Genomic DNA, 18,339 nt, shown 5'->3' with positions numbered 1-18,339 from the left:
AAAAAGTTGACCACTACAAAGATCAAGATCGTCGGCGAGCTGCCCAACCCCCTCGACCCGCCGAGCGGCTGCGCCTTCCACAAGCGCTGCCCTTATGCGACCGAACGTTGCGCCAAGGAAGAGCCAGCCTTGCGCACGGTGGATAACCGTCAGGTGGCCTGTCACTACGCGGAGCAGTTTGTAGCGGCGTAGGCCTTTTTCGCGAATGAGTTGGCTCTGTCTGCATTAAGTGTTGCAAGTCCGTCAGAGGACTGTGGGAAACACCACAACACTTGACGAGGACAGAGCCCATTCATTCGCGATTGCTCGTCTACCGTCAATAAACATCCCGTCGGTAGCGCCCCTGCTCGATCAGCCCTGTCACAGCCTGTTCACCCAGCACATCCTTCAAGACCTGATCCACACCTGCAGCCATCCCCTCAAGACTGCCACAGATGTAGATCGCCGCCCCTTGATCCAGCCAAGCTCGCAATTCATCGGCGGCTTCGCGCAAGCGATCCTGCACGTAGATTTTTTCCGCCTGATCGCGGGAAAACGCCAGATCCAGACGCGCCAGAGCGCCGCTTGCCAGCCAGCCTTGCAGCTCGGCCGAGCAATAGAAATCATGCGCGACATTGCGCTCGCCAAACAGCAGCCAGTTGCGTGACTGCCCTTGAGCAATACGCGCCTTGAGCAGGCTGCGCAGCCCCGCCAGCCCGGTGCCATTGCCCAGCAGAATCAACGGAAGCGGTTCGGCCGGCAAATGGAAGCCGCTGTTACGGCGTAGACGCAGGCTGATGGCGCCCTCCAGCGAAGCATGCTCGGTCAGCCAGCCGGAGCCGAGCCCCAGGCTGCCATCCGGATGCTGCTCCTGACGCACGATCAGTTGCAGCACGCCGTCCTCGGGGATCGAGGCGATGGAGTATTCGCGAGCGGCCAGGGGCACCAATGCATTGACCAGCGCCTGAGCGTGCAAGCCGACCAGATGTGCGCGGTGTTGTGGCAACTGCCGAGTCGCCAGCGCCTGTAGCAGGGTTTCCTGCAAGCCATCGACACTGACCGGCGTGTCGTGGGCAATGCCCAGGCCGCTCAGGAAATGCTCAAGGACCGCCGTGCCGTTACGCGGCAACACTTCGACCAGATCACCGGCCTGCCAGCTTGCTGCGCCCGGCGCAGCCAGATCCAGCAGGAAGACTTTTGAACCGCTGCTACCGGGGTTCAACAGCTCGCGGCGCGTCAACGTCCAGTTCTCGAACACCGGGGCCTGCCAGGTTGTCGTGGGCTGGCTGCCTGTCACTTGTCCAAGCTGCTGCTGCCAATGCTGCAAGGCGGCAGGATCGGCGCTGTCGACCTCCACCGGCGCAAACAGCGTGCGACCGCCGCGCTCGGCCAGCCAGTCATGCAAGCGGTGGGCGAAAGCGCAGAACTGCGGATACTGACGGTCGCCCAGAGCCAGCACGGCATAGTTCAGGTTCTGCAGGGCCAACGGACTACCGAGCAATTTACGCTCGAAACCACGGGCGCTGTCCGGCGCTTCGCCATCGCCAAAGGTGCTGACCACAAACAGGGCATTGCTGCTCTGGTTCAGGTCCTGCTCGGTCAGCTCGCCAAGGCGCTGCACGCGCACCGGCAAGCCGGCAGATTGCAATTGCCCGGCGGTCTGCCAGGCCAGTTGCTCGGCAAAACCGCTCTGGCTGGCAAAGCCGATCAGCCACGAGGATGCCTCGTCGCTGGCCACAAGCTCACCCCGGGCGAGCCTGATCTCTCGTTGCTTGCGACGCCGGTCCAGGTACAACAACCAGCCGGTGATGAAGAACAGCGGCATCAGCAGCGAGGCCGCGGTCATGATAATGCGCCCGGCGAGGCCGAAATAGCTGCCCACATGCAACGCGTAATTGCTGATCAGCAACTGCGCGCCCAGGCTCTTGTCCGCGTATCGCGAATTGAAATTGACCTGGCCGCTGGCCGGATCCAGGTTGAGGGTGTTGTAGGCACGCGGATGCGGTGAACTCTTGAGCAGGTAGAACACAGTGGCAGGCTGCCCACCGCTGGCCGGCAGCCTCAGGTTGTAGGCGCTCAGTTCAGGCCCGGCCGCTTGCTGGATGCTGGCCCAGACGGCATCGTAATCCACCACCAGCGGACCGCGCGGCTGCGCAGGCTTTGCAACGCCCTTGCGCTGTTCGACAGGCGCGGGATCGGCGAGCAGCCGGTTCATGCCGTTGCTGAACCAGTCATACGACCAGCTCAGGCCGGTCACCGCGAACAATAGATAAAACAGCAGGCACCAGGTGCCGAAGATCGAGTGCAGGTCCCAGTTGAAACTGCGGCCTTTCTTTGCCCAGTCCATGGTCAGCCAGACCCGCCAGTCCAGTGCCTTGCGCGGCCAGCGCAGATAAAGGCCGGACAGGCAGAAGAACACCAGGATCAGGGTACAGGCCGCAGTGATCTGCTTGCCGACCTCGCCCGCCGCCAGAAAGCGATGCAGGTTCAGGACAAAATCGAAGAAGCCTTCGCCAACACCGTTGCCACGGATTTCTCCGGTGTAGGGATCGAAGTTGCGTTTGGGGCCACGTCGTTCGCCCGGTTCGGGAGTGAAATACACCTGCGCAACACGATTACCGACCGTCTGCACGCGCAGGATCGCCACCTTCAGACCGGTAGCGGCTTCCAGCCGGCGCGCCAGTTCCGGCGCAGGCAAGGTGGCCTCCCGCTCCTGGACGAGCAGCACATCGGGATTGAGCGCATCGAGAATCTCATCCTCGAACGAATACAGCGCACCGGTAATGCCCATCAAGGCCAGCACCAGCCCCGCCGTGATCCCGAAGAACCAATGAACCTGGAACAGGACTTTCTTCAACACACTCACTACCTCGCAGGCATTTTGCGGGGCGCATTATGCGCTAAATGTTATTTATTCTCATCTTTAGCGTTAAGGATATCCAGCCACGAACGTGGCTGGGGATACCAGCGGGCAAAGGCGTATGCGTGAACCTCGATGAGAAGATATTCCAAATGTAAATATGGATCACTTTTAACCTGTTCACGCCATAAACCAGAGCGACTTAATCATCGCAATATACTTATACATCCATATTACTTCTGCATTCACTCCTTACCCAAACCAAACATATATCCTACACATCACGACCGCCTTTCGCCTTTGACACTCATGATCGAAGCCCCCTAACCTTTATCGAAAGCAACAACTGAAACATACAAAACCGGGGATCCAATAATGATACCCCTGGAAAATAAGGACATACCCAATGACCGCAATACTCGACAGATTAGTCACCGACAACACCACCACAGGAGATACTGTTACCGACGAAGCGATAAAGGCACCCGAAGTATTCTTTGATGTTTCTTCTGCCAATGATTCAGATGTTCAACGCACGCCCGGCCTGATACTGACCAAGCAACAGATCGTCAATCTCAAGCAATATGAACTGGTCGGCCTTTCCTTGCCGACCGAGATAGAAGAAGTCATTGCCTACCTGGGTTACAGCAGCGGAGCCGGCGCCGGACTGGAGCCCGAAGATTTTCTGAAAAGTTATAAACTGGTGCATAACCATGCCCGGCGCTGGAGTCCACTGCGCAGTCAGTTACTGGCGGTCGGTAGCAAACTTAAAGTGTTTGCTGGCCAGATGCTGGTGTATGGCAAGAGCATGGAAGACATTTACAACGATATCAAGGGCGGGAAAATCCTCGATCAATTCGATATCAAGACCCTGGAGGACGTCAAACGCCTGAAGCTTGAACTGGGCGATCAGTTCCCGGGCATAGAGTTGAGCCCCGAAGATCAGGAAACCGTGCGGGACGTCGGCTTCTACCTCGATGAAATCCTGCGCAAGGTCAAGGAAAACCAGGAAGACGCACAAGACATCAAGGAAGAGCTGGAGAAGTTCGGCCATGATCTTGCGCTCTACGTCACACCGGAAATCCAGCGCAAGGTTACCGCCATCGATAACAGCTCCTTGCCAGCCGATGTCACAAAGTTGAATGAGGCCATCGAGCGCCGCGCGAAAGATATCGACGAAAAGAACAAGGAATATAAAGCGGCCGTCGAAAGATCGTTGGGCTCGGTCAGCAAACTGAATATTGTCGGCCTTGCATTGGGCATTTACTTTGGCGTCGAGGCCGAAAGTGTTCGCAAGGAAAGAAACCGGCTGATCGAACTGCAAGACCAGGACATCAACGACCTGCAACTTAAAAACAAGATTCTGGGCTCTTTGAGCCGCGTCAAGTTTGACCTGCAAAACCTTGTGACCGTCGTCATTGACGCCGACATCGCCACCAAGAATCTGATTACTGTCTGGAGCAAGTTGTTTCTTTTCATCGAGGAATCGGTAAGGGCCTCGACCGACATTACCAATGCCTTGTCGCTGAGAATATTCATGAATCGCTTCAGGCAGGTTGTACAACCCTGGAAGACCATCGAACAGGACTCCGATGCGTTACTGGATGTCTTCAAGGAAGCGGACGATGAATTCAAACGGATTTATGGAAAATAAAAAATGACTACGACTATTACCCCCCTCGATAACTCTCTGAACATCAAGGCGCCAGACGTGCAGGTCATGTCCAGTAACCTGGGCAGCATGAACAGCACCCTGGTCACTGCCGATGTCCTGTATGCCAAGACACTTTACCTGCCCAATCTCTATGCACGCTTCAAACGTATCAATAACACCATGGTCATCGAGCATCAGCGCCTGGGCGGCGCTTGCATGCGGCTGATGAGGGATATCGAATCTCGCATCGAACTGCTGCGAAAGTACGATCAGGAACTCATCGAAACCAACGACCAGACAGATGTCGATGACATCCAGACCGAACGCGCCTACACCCTGAAAAACGCCATGAGCATGGCAAGCGCCGAAGCACTGAAGCTGGCCAACGCCCTGAGCGCGATGAAAGAAGCTGCCAATCGCCAGCAGACCCTGGAGTTCAAGAAGAGCCTTGAGCAGGACGTGATCAGGGCAACAGCCGGACTCGACGAAACCCGCACCCGGCTTGCCGGCCTCCAGGAGGAGCGCCGGGTATTGAGCGAAGCCATTGACGCTATCGAGAGCAAAGGCTTTGCCAACATTGCCCGTGACACTCTTCTTACCGCAGAAAAGATCATTGCGCTGGGCTTGCAGCCACCGCAGATAGCCGTCATCACCCTGGCGATCGAGCAGATGAAAGCGACCCTGGAACAGGGCGCCGAAGGGATCAACTTCATTGGTCTGCTCAAACGTCGCGACAGCCTGCGCGAGCGAATAGACAAGCTGTTTGAACAGTTGAGCCAGCGGGAGAAGGAAAAGCAGGCGCTGGCTCAACGTATCGAGCTGATCGAATGTTTCCATGCCATGGACGACCAGCGCACTCTTTACGTTGAGCAATATCAGAAAGTGGCCCAGGCAGTAGACAGCTTCATCGCCATCAACCAGGCAGTCGCGGCGGACGACAAGCAGCGCAGTGCGCGCTTCGTCAGTGCCGGGCTGCAAATGGTCAGCTACCTGCAACCTATCCGCTGATTAGCCCGCATGCAGGCAAGGGAGATGGCCTGTGCCATTTCCCTTGCCTGCATTTGAATTCCGACACGACTCTATCAGGGACTCAATAATGACCGGGAATCTGATCCAACAAAGCGACCTTACCGGGCTCGACAACCATATGCGGGTCTTGCAAAAACTTCCGGAGTTCACCCGCTCATTCAAGGTCAACCTTGATCTGGTTCCGGCAAGGGAATACGGCTCTTATCGCATACCGGAAATCGCCGCCCTGCTGAGCAAGGCCAGCGATCATCTATCGCTCGGCTCGAAAGTTCTGCCTGCTCTCACTGCCCTGCACAGAGAACTCGAGGCATTTCTGGAGGACATTATCCCGTCCACCGAAAGCATCAGCGGCAGCCAGGATGTCACTCGGCACTTCATCGAGCAGAGCAAAAGCCGACTGGGCATGTTCATGGAAACCTTCGATGACCATCAACGAACGCTGCAAACCCTGACCCGCGGTATCTATACGATACTGCCACGTGTCATCGATTTCCTGAACGGCAACATCTATCGCCACGCCCATCAATACGACCTGATGGAAAGGAACGGCGAGCAGAATGCTGCGATGCAGAATCTCACCGCCTCGATCTCCTTTGCTGAAACAGGTCCTGCACTTTCTCCACAGGCCCGGCTCAGGAGCGCGCGCAGCTATGTTGTCATCGCCCAAAGGCAATATGCGGAAGCTCTCTGCGCAGCCACCAATATGGATGCCTATATCACCCGAGTATGCGATGTGCTCGGGCTTTCTTTCGCCCATACCCTGCGCATGCGCAAAACCGATAATCCTTCGCGTCCCTATCTGGAAACGAGGCTGATGCTTGTCAGTCTGAAAGAGGTCCAGCGTTTCACACGCTGGTTCAACAGCCTGACGGCCAACCCTGTATAGGCACCTGCCAGTCTGGCGCCCACAAAAAAGCCCGCAATCGCTTGCGGGCTTCAGTCAACGCAGAGCGTTTAGACGTAGTACGACTTCAGCGGCGGGAAGCCATTGAACTCAACAGCGCTGTAGCTGGTGGTGTAGGCACCGGTGGACAGCCAGTACAGGCGGTCACCGATGGCCAGGTTCAACGGCAGGCCGTACTTGTAGTTCTCGTACATGATGTCGGCGCTGTCGCAGGTCGGGCCGGCGATGACCACTTCTTCCATCTCGCCCTTCTTCTCGGTCCAGATCGGGAACTTGATGGCTTCGTCCATGGTTTCGATCAGGCCGGAGAACTTGCCCACATCCGTGTACACCCAACGCTCGACGGCGGTACGCGACTTGCGCGCAACCAGCACGACTTCGCTGACCAGGATACCGGCGTTGGCGATCAGCGAACGGCCCGGCTCCAGAATGATTTCCGGCAGGTCATCACCGAAGTCTTCCTTCAGGAAGCGGATGATTTCCTCTGCGTAGGTTTCCAGGCTGTTGGTACGGGTGATGTAGTTGGCCGGGAAGCCGCCACCCATGTTGATCAGCTTGAGCTCGATGCCGTCTTCCTGTTTCAGACGCTCGAAGATCACCTTGACCTTGGCGATGGCAGCGTCCCAGACGCTGATGTCGCGCTGCTGCGAACCGACGTGGAAGGAGATGCCGTAAGGCACCAGACCCAGGTCACGGGCCAGGATCAGCAGGTCCATGGCCATGTCGGTCTGGCAGCCGAACTTGCGCGACAGAGGCCAGTCAGCCGTGGTCGAGCCTTCGGTCAGGATACGTACGTAGACTTTCGAGCCCGGCGCAGCCTTGGCGATGTTGCGCAGGTCGGCTTCCGAGTCGGTCGCGTACAGGCGCACGCCCTTGTCGTAGAAGTAACGAATGTCCTTGGACTTCTTGATGGTGTTGCCGTAGCTGATGCGATCCGGGCCTACGCCGCGATCCATCACCTTGTCCAGCTCATAGATGGAGGCGATGTCGAAGCTCGAACCCTTGGCCTTGAGCAGGTCGATGATCTCGACCGCCGGGTTGGCCTTTACGGCGTAGTAAACCTGGGCGAATTCAAAACCTGCGCGCAGGTCATCGTAGGCCTGGCTGATCACATCGGTGTCGATGACGACAAACGGGGTTTCTTGCTTGTCAGCGAACGACTTGATCTTCTTGAAGGAATCGGCTGAAAAGTAGTCTTCGACCTTGATCGGCATGCTCGGGAACTCCACTTGGCAAACAGATGAATATAAATGGGTGCAAATGAACGCCCTCCGTATCCCCACTTTGGTTCGCCTACTTCCCAAGGCATGTCGCCGAAAGCAAAAAGGCCATGGGGATCATGCCCCTTGGCCTTGCTGTCTCGTCGTCAGTACTTGAGCCGGATGGATCGTTTCCAGCATGGACGTTCGGCGCGAACTTTAGGACCTGAGAGGCTTGAGATCAACAAAAAATGTCGCGTTTTCACACACGCTCGGCAGATAGCCAAATTGACCGCCTTTATAACCGACCCTGATGACAGGCTGATGTTCCCCTGATCGCCTGACTCGACAGGCAGGCGTCATATCACCAGATGCACTCATTTTGGCTATCGAGCCCTGCAAAACGGTCTCAGAACTGGCATTTCCTACAGGTGCGAGGTGCTGCGGAACCCGCTGACAATCTGGACAAACCTCCTATCAGGCGATCCCCATGACAGAGCATCCAGAATCCGACAGTCCAGCACGCAGTGGAGACATCCCCACATCCGGCCCGTCAGTGACCTCGCATTTCCGGGAAAGCACGGCCGAGTTGATCTACGTGGAACAATTCGTGCCCAAAGCGGGTGACGCGGTTCACATTTACTGGTCAGGCTGCAATTTCTATTTCGGCCCGCGAGGCGGTTACGCCGGCATTCAGCACCAGAACAACAAGTTGATCGATGGGCAAATATTCACCTACAACAACATCTGCTCGATCTGGGATCTGGCAAGCGATCCGGCCGAGGCCGAAGTGCATCTGGAATATGGGCTTGAAGGCCTGTACACCGCCCATTTCGGCGGTGAAGGCACCGGCTTGCACACCTCTCATCCCATGCCATGGTCGCTGGATAAGTGGTATGGAATGGTGATAAGGCGCTGGTTCATTCCAGGGCAAAGCGTGACGCACATGGCGATGTTCATGTACTCATACACGGATGGACGATGGACGCACTACATGTCAGCGTCCGTACCAGACGGCGATGTTTCCTTTACCGGTACGAGCTGCAACAGCTTTCTCGAGCGCTTTGCGGGCGATGCCCTTGGCTACTCCGGGATCTACGGCCAGCACTTCCGGATGAACAAGGACGGGTCCTGGCAAAAACCCACTTATTACGAAGCGAGCGCCGGCGGTGATCCACACACCTGGAATGCCACGCTGGTAGGCAGCGGGGACTCTCCAGGAGATGCCAACATCAAACTCATTGCGGGCGGGCGCTTTGACAATGACAAAACCAGCATCAGGCTGATACCCGATCAATTCGACAGCAAGCCCAAAGTCGTCAAGGCATCGCAAGTGGATTGGCTCCATGCAACCTACAAGTCATCAGTCGGGGCAGTGTCAGTCGAGTGGGGCATACCCTCTACCTCGCCTCCGCAACTGAGCTACTGGATCGATATTCGTAAAGACACGTCCTCAACCGTGATTGCATCCAACTCGAATACACGCCCGGAACAGCGAACAACCACGTTCCAGACCGGGATGCTGGCTGCGGGAAACTACTACGCTACGCTTCTCGTCATCAATATTTTCAATATGCGCTCAATGAACTATTCCGCTTCATTCAGCGTGTCCTGAAGCTCGAAGAAGCAACGAAACCGCTCAGGAGCGCCCACGATAATGCCCGGGCGGTACCCCAAACCAGCGCAGACACGCCTTGTTGAAACTGCTCTGGTCACGAAATCCCAGAAGCGCAGCGATGTACTTGAGGCTGCGCATGGAGTTGCGCAAAAAACTGTGGGCCATCTTCAGGCGTGCTTCGTCCTGTAGCCCGGAGAAATTCACGCCCTCACGCTCAAGACCGTGTTGCAGGCTGCGCTTGCTGATATGCAAGGTCTGGGCAATATCATCCAGCCCGCAGGCAATGCCCTGGGTCAGATGCTCGGACAATGCGCGCCGCACTCTGGCCGCCATGGAACCGCGGACCAAATCATCGAGCCGGGCCCGAACGTGTTCGGCATGCACCATATCCAGCTGTGAGTTGGCGGTCGGCAGCTCGATGTCGGCCACATCGGTCTTGAATGTCATGCTGTTGTACGGCGCATTGAAGATCAGGTCATTGCCCAGCAATCTGGTCAACGAGCCGATGTCATCCGGCTCGGGATAGGTAAAAGTCACGGCCAGCGGTCCGGGCTTGTGCTCCGGCAGCAGCCAGTGGATCAAACCGAGGATCTGCGCCATGGCCGAATCGATGACGGGCCTGGGGGTCAGGGAACCGTCACGGGTCAGGTCGAAACCGAGCAGCGAAACCTGATCGCTCTTGCGCTCAAGACAAAAGCAGAAGCCGTTGCCGATCAACAGGTGATAGTCCACCAGTTTTTTCAGCGCCGCGCCCAGGGTCGAGCTGGACATGATCGCGTAACCCAGCAATTCGAGATTGGCCGGGTGCGCTTTCGAGTACGCCAGCAGGCCGTAATCCGGACAGCCACTGCGCAGTGTGACCTCAGCCATCAAGTGGTAGACCAATTCCATTCTGACCCCTTTGGGATCACTGTAGAGGTCACGGCCTTCGCAGCCAAAATCGGCAAACAGGGCATCCATGTCTACCCCCGTTTCAGCCATGGTCAGCACCAAAACCCTGAAGCTTGCACTGGTTATTCTGTACATGCCTATCCGCTACCTCTCGACCATCACCCGTTGATCCTGGTGATTGCCATAGAACACCTTGAGCAAGAGCGCTCGCTATCTGACCACTGAGTCATGGGACAAGCGAAAAGGGTGTCAGGACACTCCTCTAACCCTCTTCAATGCCCGATCATGGCCCCATTTGAAAACCCGAATAAACAGTCGATGCGGGCCAGGGCTCTGATCCGGGCATCACGACATCGACGCTCGCTCTTTCCCTTGGTTATACGTTGATCCCTGCCCATGAAAAATTTATCCGTAAAGCTCAAGTTGATAGCCGGCTTTTCTACCGTGCTGCTCGTATTGGTCATCACCACACTGGTTGGCCTGCACAGCATCCAGTCCATGACCGACCGGGCCACCAAGTCGGTTGCAATCAACCGGATCATCGATGAAGCGAACATCGTTCAATCCTCCCGACTGCGTTATGAGGCCACTCACGCCAATCAATACCTGCAACAGATCGATGAAGCATTGGGCCGCGTCAACAAACTGATTGCCGACAACAGAAAACTTTTCTCGAGCCCCGAAGACTGGAAACGCTTCGATGAAATAAACAACAGCATGGCCCGCTACTCGACAGCTCTCAAAGCGCTGGTCGAGGCCACGCGCCAGAACAACAGCGTGCAGGTCGATGCAGCGCGCGTCCCTCTGGAAACCCATTTCAAATCGGCTTTCGGCACCATCCAGACCCTGATCGAAAGCCAGAACGAAAAAAGCATCGAGGAAGCCTCTTTCGCCCGACAACAACTGCTTAGCCTGCTGGTAATCGCCCTGCTTATGGGGCTTGGCGTGACCTGGCTGATTACCCGGCAGATCCAGCAGCCGCTCAACGCAGCTCTGGCTATGGCCCGACGGATAGGCGAAGGCAACCTGACCGGGCTCTCGGCCCCCGAGCGCAAGGATGAGTTTGGTGTGCTGCTGTCGGCACTCGAACAGACCGGCCTGAACCTGCGCAAATTGCTCGGCCAGGTCAGCCAGGTCACCGGTGAACTGCAGAGCGCAGCCGAAGAGCTGTCGGCCGTGACCGAACAAAGCAGCAGCGACGCGAACTCGCAGCGCACAGACACCGATCAGGTCGCAGTAGCCATGAACGAAATGGTCTCGACCGTCCAGCATGTAGCCATGAGCGCTGGCGAGGCCTCGAACGCGGCCCAGTTTGCCGATCAGAAAGCCAGCCAGGGCAATCTGGTCGCCCAGCAGGCCTTGACCCAGATCGAGTTGCTCGGCCAGGAAATCAACAGCTCCAATCAGGCCGTCAGCCAGTTGTCCACCGAGAGCGAGCGTATCGGCGGCGTGCTCACGGTGATCAACGGGCTGGCCAGCCAGACCAACCTGCTGGCTCTCAACGCGGCCATCGAGGCGGCTCGGGCCGGAGAAGCCGGACGCGGTTTTGCCGTGGTTGCCGATGAGGTTCGCGGGCTGGCGTCACGCACCCAGCAGTCGACCGCCGAAATCGAGTCCTTGATTGCCTCGCTGCAAAGCAGTGCTCAACAGGCCACCCGACGCATGAGCGCCAGTTGCCAGATGGTCGAGAACACGGTCGACCTGACCCGCAATGTGCAGACCGAACTCAATGACATCAGCAAGTCGGTGGCCACGATCCAGGTGATGAGCATGCAGGTCGCCAGCGCCTCTGAACAGCAGGACAGTGTGGTCGAGGAGATCAACCGCAACATGCACGGCATCAAGGATGTTACCGAACAGTCCGCCACCGCCACTCAGCAGATTGCTGTCGCCGCTACCAACCTCGCCCGCCAGGGCAGTGAGCTGCAAGGTTTGATCAGGCGTTTCCAGCTCTAAAACGCACCCCGGAGCAAAAAACCGCAATGCAACGAGTGAGACATTTTTACCGGGAGCTGGCCGCGGGTCGGCTGCTGATGGCCTTTCAGCCGGTGGTAGCACTTCCCGATTTCGGCCAGGTGCTTTATCACGAAGCGCTACTGCGGCACTCAAGCGTCATCCGCCAACCCTTCGCGCCGTTTTCCAGGCTCGAGAAGCAGGGCATGATGCTGAGGCTCGATTTGAGCGTGATGAGTACCGTGATTCAAAGGTTGCGACTGCATCCAGGTTTATCCCTGGGCTGCAATATATCTGCGCAAAGCGCGATTCTCGTCGAAGACTGGCAACCCGTGCTGCAACAACTGGCCGCCGAACCGGAAGTAGCTTGCCGACTGGTCATCGAAATTACCGAGAGCGCTGCCACGCCGAACATTACGAGGGCGGTGGACTTCGTTAACACCATGCGGGCAAGCGGTTGCCGGATCGCGGTGGACGACTTTGGCTCCGGTTACAGCACGCTGGAATTCATCCTGCAGTCCAGCCCGGACATCATCAAGATCGATAAGGGCTATATGGAACGGGCACGGATAAATCCGCTCGGGCGCACAACCCTTTCGCACTTGTTGCCACTGTGTAAAAGCCTGGCGCCCTGCGTGATCGTCGAAGGCATCGAAACTCACGCCGACAGCGAAATGGTCAATGACCTGGGCGGCAACTGGGGCCAGGGCTATCTGCTGGGCAGGCCTTCACTGCAAGCGCTGGGCTCGCCCTGTAAAGTGCTCGCCCCGCGCCAACCGTCCATGTCCAGGCACTGGCCGCCACAACATGAGGCGCCAGTGCTGAACAACGGTTAGGCCACTGCTTCGGCCGGCGAAACGATGCTGGTCTTGCCGCCCCGCGAACGCCCCGAACTCAGGTACTCGGCAATCGATTCCTGAGTGACCTCACCCAGGAACACGTTCTGCGCATCCAGCACCGGCAACCAGGAGCGGTTGAACTCGTACATGCGCGACAGCAGGATGCGCAAGTGTTCGTCGTAAGCGGCAGTGGCGTTGAACTCGCGCAGGAACTGGACGCAGGTGCCCTGCTGACGATGCAGGTCGCGACGACGGACATACCCCATCGCCTTGTTCTCGCCGTCGGTGACGACGATGTAGCGGCGGTCGTTTTCGTCCATCAATTCCAGCGCATCGGCAACCGGGGTTTCCGGGCTGACCGACGGCGCGTTGTCCGCAGCATCTTCGGCCTTGACCAGCAGCAGGCGCTTGAGGGTGCTGTCCTGGCCGACGAAGTTGCTGACGAACTCGTCTGCCGGATGCGCCAGCAGCGTGTCCGGATGATCGATCTGCAACAGCTTGCCGGCCCGGAAGATCGCAATCTTGTCACCCAGCTTGAGGGCTTCGTCGATGTCGTGGCTGACCATGATCACGGTCTTGTTCAAGGCACGCTGCATCTCGAAGAATTCGTTCTGGATCATCTCGCGGTTGATCGGGTCGACCGCACCGAACGGCTCGTCCATCAGCAAGAGCGGCGCCTCGGCAGCCAGCGCACGAATCACGCCGATCCGCTGCTGCTGACCACCGGACAGTTCGCGCGGGTAGCGATGCAGATACTGTTTGGGCTCCAGCTTGATCATGCTCATCAGTTCGCGGGCACGATCATGGCAGCGTTTTTTGTCCCAGCCGAGCAGCTTGGGCACGACCACGATGTTTTCCTCGATGGTCATGTTCGGGAACAGGCCGATCTGCTGGATCACATAGCCGATATTGCGACGCAGGGTCACTTCGTCCAGTTCGGTGGTGTCCTCACCGTTGATCAACACCTTGCCGGAAGTCGGCACGATCAGGCGATTGATCATTTTCAGCGTGGTGCTCTTGCCGCAACCCGAAGGCCCGAGGAAGACGCAGATCTCACCTTCATTGACAGTCAGGCTTACCGAATCGACGGCTTTGACGTCTTTACCGTTGGAGGTGAAGGTTTTGGTCAGATTCTGGAGTTCGATCATTTGAGCAATCCTTTTGGAGTCAGGCTGCGTTGCAGCCATTGCAGGAGCAGGTCGGCGAAGATGGCCAGAATGCTGACCAGCACGGCGCCGACGATCAGCATCGACATATCGCTGCGGCTGATTGACGCGAGAATGAGTACACCCAGGCCACCGGCACCGATGGTGGCGGCGATGGTCATGACACCGATGTTCATCACCACCGCGGTGCGGACGCCGGCCAGGATCACCGGCACGGCAATCGGCAGCTCGACCATGCGCAGGCGCTGGCCGAAGGTCATGCCGATGCCTTTGGCAGCTTCGCGGATCCCCGCGTCCACGCCGGTCAGCGCCAGGTAGGTGTTACGCATGATCGGCAGCAGTGAATAGAGAAACACCGCGGTGATCGCAGGCAATGGACCAAGGCCCTGGCCGAACTTGGAGTAGAACGGCAGCAGCAGGCCGAACAGGGCAATCGACGGCACGGTCAGCAAGACCGTGGCACTGGCCTGCAACGGACCGGCAAGGGCCGGAAAGCGGGTCATCAGCACGCCCAGAGGTACACCGACCAGAATTGCCAGGCTTACAGCAACTCCGACCAGCGTGATGTGCTGCCAGGTCAGGTGTATGACCTGAGCCCAGTCCAGATGGGAGAAGGCGCTCAAGAAACTCATATCGTCTCCTTCCTTAATTGAGTGGATGCTTGCGCAGGAAATCTGCGGCAACCGTGGCGGGGCTTTCGTGGTCGACATCGACCCTGGCGTTGAGCTCGATCATGGTCTGGTTATCCAGCAGATCGGCCAGCGGCTTGAGCAGCGTGGCGATTTCCGGATGGGCATCCAGGTATTCCTGACGAATCACCGGGGCGGCGGTGTAATCCGGGAAGTAGTGCTTGTCGTCCTCCAGCACCTTGAGCTTGAAGGCGTTCAGGCGGCCGTCGGTGGTGTACACAAGCCCGGCGAACACTTGCCCGTTACGCAAGGCGGTGTAGACCAGCCCGGCGTCCATCTGCCGGGTATTCTCGCGACCGAGATTCATGTCGTAATGCTTGACCATGCCGTTCAGACCGTCGGAACGGTTGGCGAACTCGGTGTCCAGCGCTACGACATGACCCTCTTTGGCTTCATCCTTGAGCACCTTGGTCAGGTCGCTCATGGTGTTGACCTGCGGATAGCGGTCCGCGATCTTCTGCGGCAGCGCCAGAGCAAAGGTGTTGTTGAAGCGCGACGCTGAAAGCCAGACCAGGCCTTTCTTCGCATCGACTTCCTTGACCCTTGCGTAGGTCTGTTCGCTGTCGAGTTTTTCATCGATATGGTTATAGGCAACCAGCGACACACCGGTGTATTCCCACAACAGATCGAGCTGACCGCTTTCCTGGGCACTGCGCGCCAGGTTGCTGCCCAGACCACCGGTGATCTGCACGTTGTAATTCTTGGTGCGCAGGTATTGCGCGGTGAGTTCGGCAAGCATGGTCTGCTCGGTAAACACCCGGGCGCCAATGCGCAGCAAAGGTTTCTCGGCGGCCTGGACCAGGCCCGAGAACAGCAGGCCGAAACCCAGTAACAAACATAATTTTTTCATGGGGTGTTCCTTTCTCTCAGCAGCTTTCTCTCAGCGGCTCAGGCCGCGCTCAAGCCAGAGGCGACTCATCAGAGTGACCAGGCCATCGAGCACCAGGGCGAGCAGCGCGGTACATGCCGCACCCAGCAGCAATTGCGGCTGATTGTTCAGGGCGATACCGGGGAAAATCAGACTGCCGAGACTGTTGGCGCCGATCAGGAACGCCAGCGGCGCGGTACCGACGTTGATCGCCAATGCCACTCGCACACCGCCGACAATGATCGGTACGGCATTGGGCAGCTCGACCCGCAACAGCACCTGACGCGGTGTCATGCCGATGCCGGTAGCGGCTTCCTTGAGTGAACCCTGGACGTTTTTCAGGCCTTCGTAGGTGTTGCGCACGATGGGCAACAACGAAGCGAGGAACAAAGCGAAGATGGCCGGACCACTGCCGATCCCGAGAATCCCGAGAGCGATGGCCAGAACCGCGAGAGGAGGAACGGTGTTGCCAATATTGAAGATCTGCATGAAGCGTTCGGCTCGGCCAACCATGTTCGGTCGGCTGAGGGCAATGCCCGCCGGGATACCGACTGCAACAGCCGCCAACATTGAAACCAGAACCAGAACCAGATGCGCCTGCAGGTAGAACAGCAGGTCATCCTTGTACTTCATGAACGTATCGATGCCGATCCAGTGGACCAGCAGGGCCAGGAGGACGATGGCAACCGTCCCTCCCAATAGCCCCTTGCCATAGCGATTAGCCACGGGCGGACTCCTTATTTCCGTCGGCGAACGCATCGTCTATGACGCCTGGGAAGAGGCGCCTGCAATAACGTTCGCGAAGAGCAGCGGGTGGATCGCCAGTGAGGAGTTTTCCTCGGCGAATACACAAGCCATGAGCGCAGCTTCGTCAAGCTAACTTGCTGATTTATCAGCTCTTGATACTGGCCTTACATGACCTGTTACAAGAGAGTGGACGTCTCCACGGCCTGAAAGGTTCCCATGCGAGACATTATTTGGCCACCCCAAATTGACTGAACGGTTCGGTTATTGCCTGGAGTTGAGCTATAATCTGCGCCCATTTTTTCACTCTCTTTCAGGCGATTTCCCATGACCCAACAGGCCGCCGAAGTCGCGAAACGCCGCACTTTCGCCATTATTTCCCACCCGGACGCCGGTAAAACCACCATCACCGAAAAGCTGCTGCTGATGGGCAAGGCGATTTCCGTCGCCGGTACGGTCAAATCCCGTAAATCCGATCGTCATGCCACATCCGACTGGATGGAAATGGAGAAACAGCGCGGCATCTCCATCACCACCTCGGTGATGCAGTTCCCGTATCGCGAGCACATGATCAACCTGCTCGACACCCCGGGCCACGAAGACTTCTCCGAAGACACCTACCGCACCCTGACCGCCGTCGACTCGGCGCTGATGGTGCTGGACGGCGGTAAGGGCGTAGAGCCACGGACCATCGCCCTGATGGATGTCTGCCGCCTGCGCGACACGCCTATCGTCAGCTTCATCAACAAGCTCGACCGCGACATCCGCGACCCTATCGAGCTGTTGGACGAAATCGAAGCGGTCCTGAAGATCAAGGCGGCGCCGATCACCTGGCCGATTGGTTGCTACCGCGACTTCAAGGGCGTGTACCACCTGGCCGACGACTACATCATCGTCTACACCGCCGGTCACGGTCATGAACGCACCGAAACCAAGATCATCCAGAAACTGGACTCGGACGAAGCCCGCGCCCATCTGGGCGACGAGTACGACCGCTTCGTCGAGCAACTGGAACTGGTACAGGGCGCCTGCCACGAGTTCAATCAGGAAGAGTTCATCAACGGGCAACTGACCCCGGTGTTCTTCGGTACTGCATTGGGTAACTTCGGTGTCGATCACGTGCTCGATGCCGTGGTGAACTGGGCTCCGAAGCCACTGGCACGGGTTGCCAACGAACGTAGCGTGGAGCCGGTCGAAGAGAAGTTCAGCGGTTTCGTGTTCAAGATCCAGGCGAACATGGACCCTAAACACCGCGACCGTATCGCCTTCATGCGCATCTGTTCGGGCCGTTACGACAAGGGCATGAAAATGCGCCATGTACGCCTTGGCAAGGATGTGCGGATCGGCGACGCCCTGACGTTCTTCTCTTCCGAACGCGAGCAACTGGAAGAGGCGTATGCCGGTGACATCATCGGTCTGCACAACCACGGCACGATCCAGATCGGCGATACCTTCACCGAAGGCGAAAGCCTGGGCTTCACCGGTATCCCGCACTTCGCCCCGGAACTGTTCCGCCGGGTGCGTCTGAAAGACCCGCTCAAGTCCAAGCAATTGCGCCAGGGCCTGCAGCAGCTCGCCGAAGAAGGTGCAACGCAGGTGTTCTTCCCGCAGCGCAGCAACGACATCATTCTCGGCGCCGTCGGTGTGCTGCAGTTCGATGTGGTCGCCAGTCGCCTGAAGGAAGAGTACAAGGTCGAATGCGCCTACGAGCCGATCACCGTCTGGTCGGCACGCTGGATCGACTGCGCAGACAAGAAGAAGCTCGAAGAGTTTGAAAACAAGGCCGTGGAAAACCTGGCACTGGACGGCGGCGGTCACCTGACCTACCTGGCCCCGACCCGCGTCAACCTCGCCCTGATGGAAGAGCGCTGGCCGGACGTGAAATTCCGCGCAACCCGCGAACACCACTGATAAAACGCCCCAACTCCGGCAGGAGCCAATTCATT

15 protein-coding genes are annotated in these 18,339 nt (G+C 57.7%); 8 read left to right on the top strand and 7 right to left on the bottom strand.

Going from position 1 to position 18,339, the window contains the following annotated elements; genetic code table 11:
* The coding region (locus ALQ04_RS25995) for an oligopeptide/dipeptide ABC transporter ATP-binding protein (protein WP_409077294.1) at positions 1 to 192 on the top strand (192 nt) is incomplete at its 5' end.
* Between the two features lie 124 nt (positions 193 to 316).
* Here ALQ04_RS25995 and ALQ04_RS25990 read toward each other — a convergent pair.
* Positions 317 to 2,836, bottom strand: coding sequence for a sulfite reductase flavoprotein subunit alpha (locus tag ALQ04_RS25990; protein ID WP_122318648.1), 2,520 nt, complete (start codon positions 2,834 to 2,836; stop codon positions 317 to 319).
* Between the two features lie 409 nt (positions 2,837 to 3,245).
* Between ALQ04_RS25990 and ALQ04_RS25985 the strand changes: the two genes are divergently transcribed.
* From ALQ04_RS25985 to ALQ04_RS25975, 3 genes are read left to right on the top strand one after another with little or no spacing between them, the layout of a single operon-like run.
* Entirely contained in the window at positions 3,246 to 4,493 is a 1,248-nt protein-coding gene (locus ALQ04_RS25985) for an alpha-xenorhabdolysin family binary toxin subunit A (RefSeq protein ID WP_122318647.1), read from the top strand.
* Between the two features lie 3 nt (positions 4,494 to 4,496).
* A complete protein-coding gene (locus tag ALQ04_RS25980) occupies positions 4,497 to 5,501 on the top strand; it encodes an alpha-xenorhabdolysin family binary toxin subunit B (protein WP_122318646.1) in 1,005 nt (334 codons plus the stop codon).
* A 31-nt stretch (positions 5,502 to 5,532) separates the two neighbouring features.
* Complete coding sequence (locus ALQ04_RS25975; protein ID WP_147466633.1) at positions 5,533 to 6,408, top strand: hypothetical protein; 876 nt, start codon at positions 5,533 to 5,535, stop codon at positions 6,406 to 6,408.
* 68 nt (positions 6,409 to 6,476) lie between these two features.
* Here ALQ04_RS25975 and ALQ04_RS25970 read toward each other — a convergent pair whose 3' ends face one another.
* On the bottom strand, positions 6,477 to 7,640 hold the full coding sequence (locus ALQ04_RS25970) for a type III PLP-dependent enzyme (RefSeq protein ID WP_122318644.1): 1,164 nt from the start codon (positions 7,638 to 7,640) through the stop codon (positions 6,477 to 6,479).
* A gap of 475 nt (positions 7,641 to 8,115) precedes the next feature.
* Between ALQ04_RS25970 and ALQ04_RS25965 the strand changes: the two genes are divergently transcribed.
* A complete protein-coding gene (locus ALQ04_RS25965) occupies positions 8,116 to 9,240 on the top strand; it encodes a DUF3472 domain-containing protein (RefSeq protein ID WP_122318643.1) in 1,125 nt (374 codons plus the stop codon).
* A gap of 24 nt (positions 9,241 to 9,264) precedes the next feature.
* Here ALQ04_RS25965 and ALQ04_RS25960 read toward each other — a convergent pair whose 3' ends face one another.
* Positions 9,265 to 10,224 (bottom strand): AraC family transcriptional regulator, encoded by a 960-nt coding sequence (locus tag ALQ04_RS25960; protein ID WP_259645092.1) that lies wholly within the window; start codon positions 10,222 to 10,224, stop codon positions 9,265 to 9,267.
* A 306-nt stretch (positions 10,225 to 10,530) separates the two neighbouring features.
* Here ALQ04_RS25960 and ALQ04_RS25955 point away from each other — a divergent pair, with 306 nt between their 5' ends.
* Together ALQ04_RS25955 and ALQ04_RS25950 are read left to right on the top strand one after the other, a co-directional pair.
* Positions 10,531 to 12,090, top strand: coding sequence for a methyl-accepting chemotaxis protein (locus tag ALQ04_RS25955; protein ID WP_122318641.1), 1,560 nt, complete (start codon positions 10,531 to 10,533; stop codon positions 12,088 to 12,090).
* A 26-nt stretch (positions 12,091 to 12,116) separates the two neighbouring features.
* Positions 12,117 to 12,923, top strand: a complete 807-nt coding sequence (locus ALQ04_RS25950) for an EAL domain-containing protein (protein ID WP_122318640.1) — start codon at positions 12,117 to 12,119, stop codon at positions 12,921 to 12,923.
* On the opposite strand, the gene ALQ04_RS25945 is transcribed toward ALQ04_RS25950, so the two are convergent.
* The 4 genes from ALQ04_RS25945 to ALQ04_RS25930 are packed head-to-tail and all read right to left on the bottom strand — an operon-like array spanning position 12,920 to position 16,408.
* Positions 12,920 to 14,074 carry a betaine/proline/choline family ABC transporter ATP-binding protein gene (locus ALQ04_RS25945; RefSeq protein ID WP_122318639.1) on the bottom strand — a complete coding sequence of 385 codons (1,155 nt, stop codon included), beginning with the start codon at positions 14,072 to 14,074 and terminating at the stop codon, positions 12,920 to 12,922. The two genes, ALQ04_RS25950 and ALQ04_RS25945, sit on opposite strands and share 4 nt — an antisense overlap.
* A complete protein-coding gene (locus ALQ04_RS25940) occupies positions 14,071 to 14,724 on the bottom strand; it encodes an ABC transporter permease (protein WP_122318638.1) in 654 nt (217 codons plus the stop codon). Before ALQ04_RS25940 ends, ALQ04_RS25945 begins: the two co-directional genes overlap by 4 nt.
* A gap of 13 nt (positions 14,725 to 14,737) precedes the next feature.
* Positions 14,738 to 15,631, bottom strand: coding sequence for a glycine betaine ABC transporter substrate-binding protein (locus ALQ04_RS25935; protein WP_122318637.1), 894 nt, complete (start codon positions 15,629 to 15,631; stop codon positions 14,738 to 14,740).
* Between the two features lie 30 nt (positions 15,632 to 15,661).
* Positions 15,662 to 16,408 carry an ABC transporter permease gene (locus tag ALQ04_RS25930; RefSeq protein WP_183142280.1) on the bottom strand — a complete coding sequence of 249 codons (747 nt, stop codon included), beginning with the start codon at positions 16,406 to 16,408 and terminating at the stop codon, positions 15,662 to 15,664.
* Positions 16,409 to 16,720: 312 nt separating this feature from the next.
* Here ALQ04_RS25930 and ALQ04_RS25920 point away from each other — a divergent pair, with 312 nt between their 5' ends.
* Complete coding sequence (locus ALQ04_RS25920) at positions 16,721 to 18,304, top strand: peptide chain release factor 3 (RefSeq protein ID WP_122318635.1); 1,584 nt, start codon at positions 16,721 to 16,723, stop codon at positions 18,302 to 18,304.
* The last annotated feature ends 35 nt before the right edge of the window (positions 18,305 to 18,339 follow it).

Source organism: Pseudomonas cichorii (assembly GCF_003700275.1).
GTDB classification, from domain to species: domain Bacteria; phylum Pseudomonadota; class Gammaproteobacteria; order Pseudomonadales; family Pseudomonadaceae; genus Aquipseudomonas; species Aquipseudomonas cichorii_B.
This window is presented reverse-complemented; position numbering and strand designations above follow the sequence as displayed.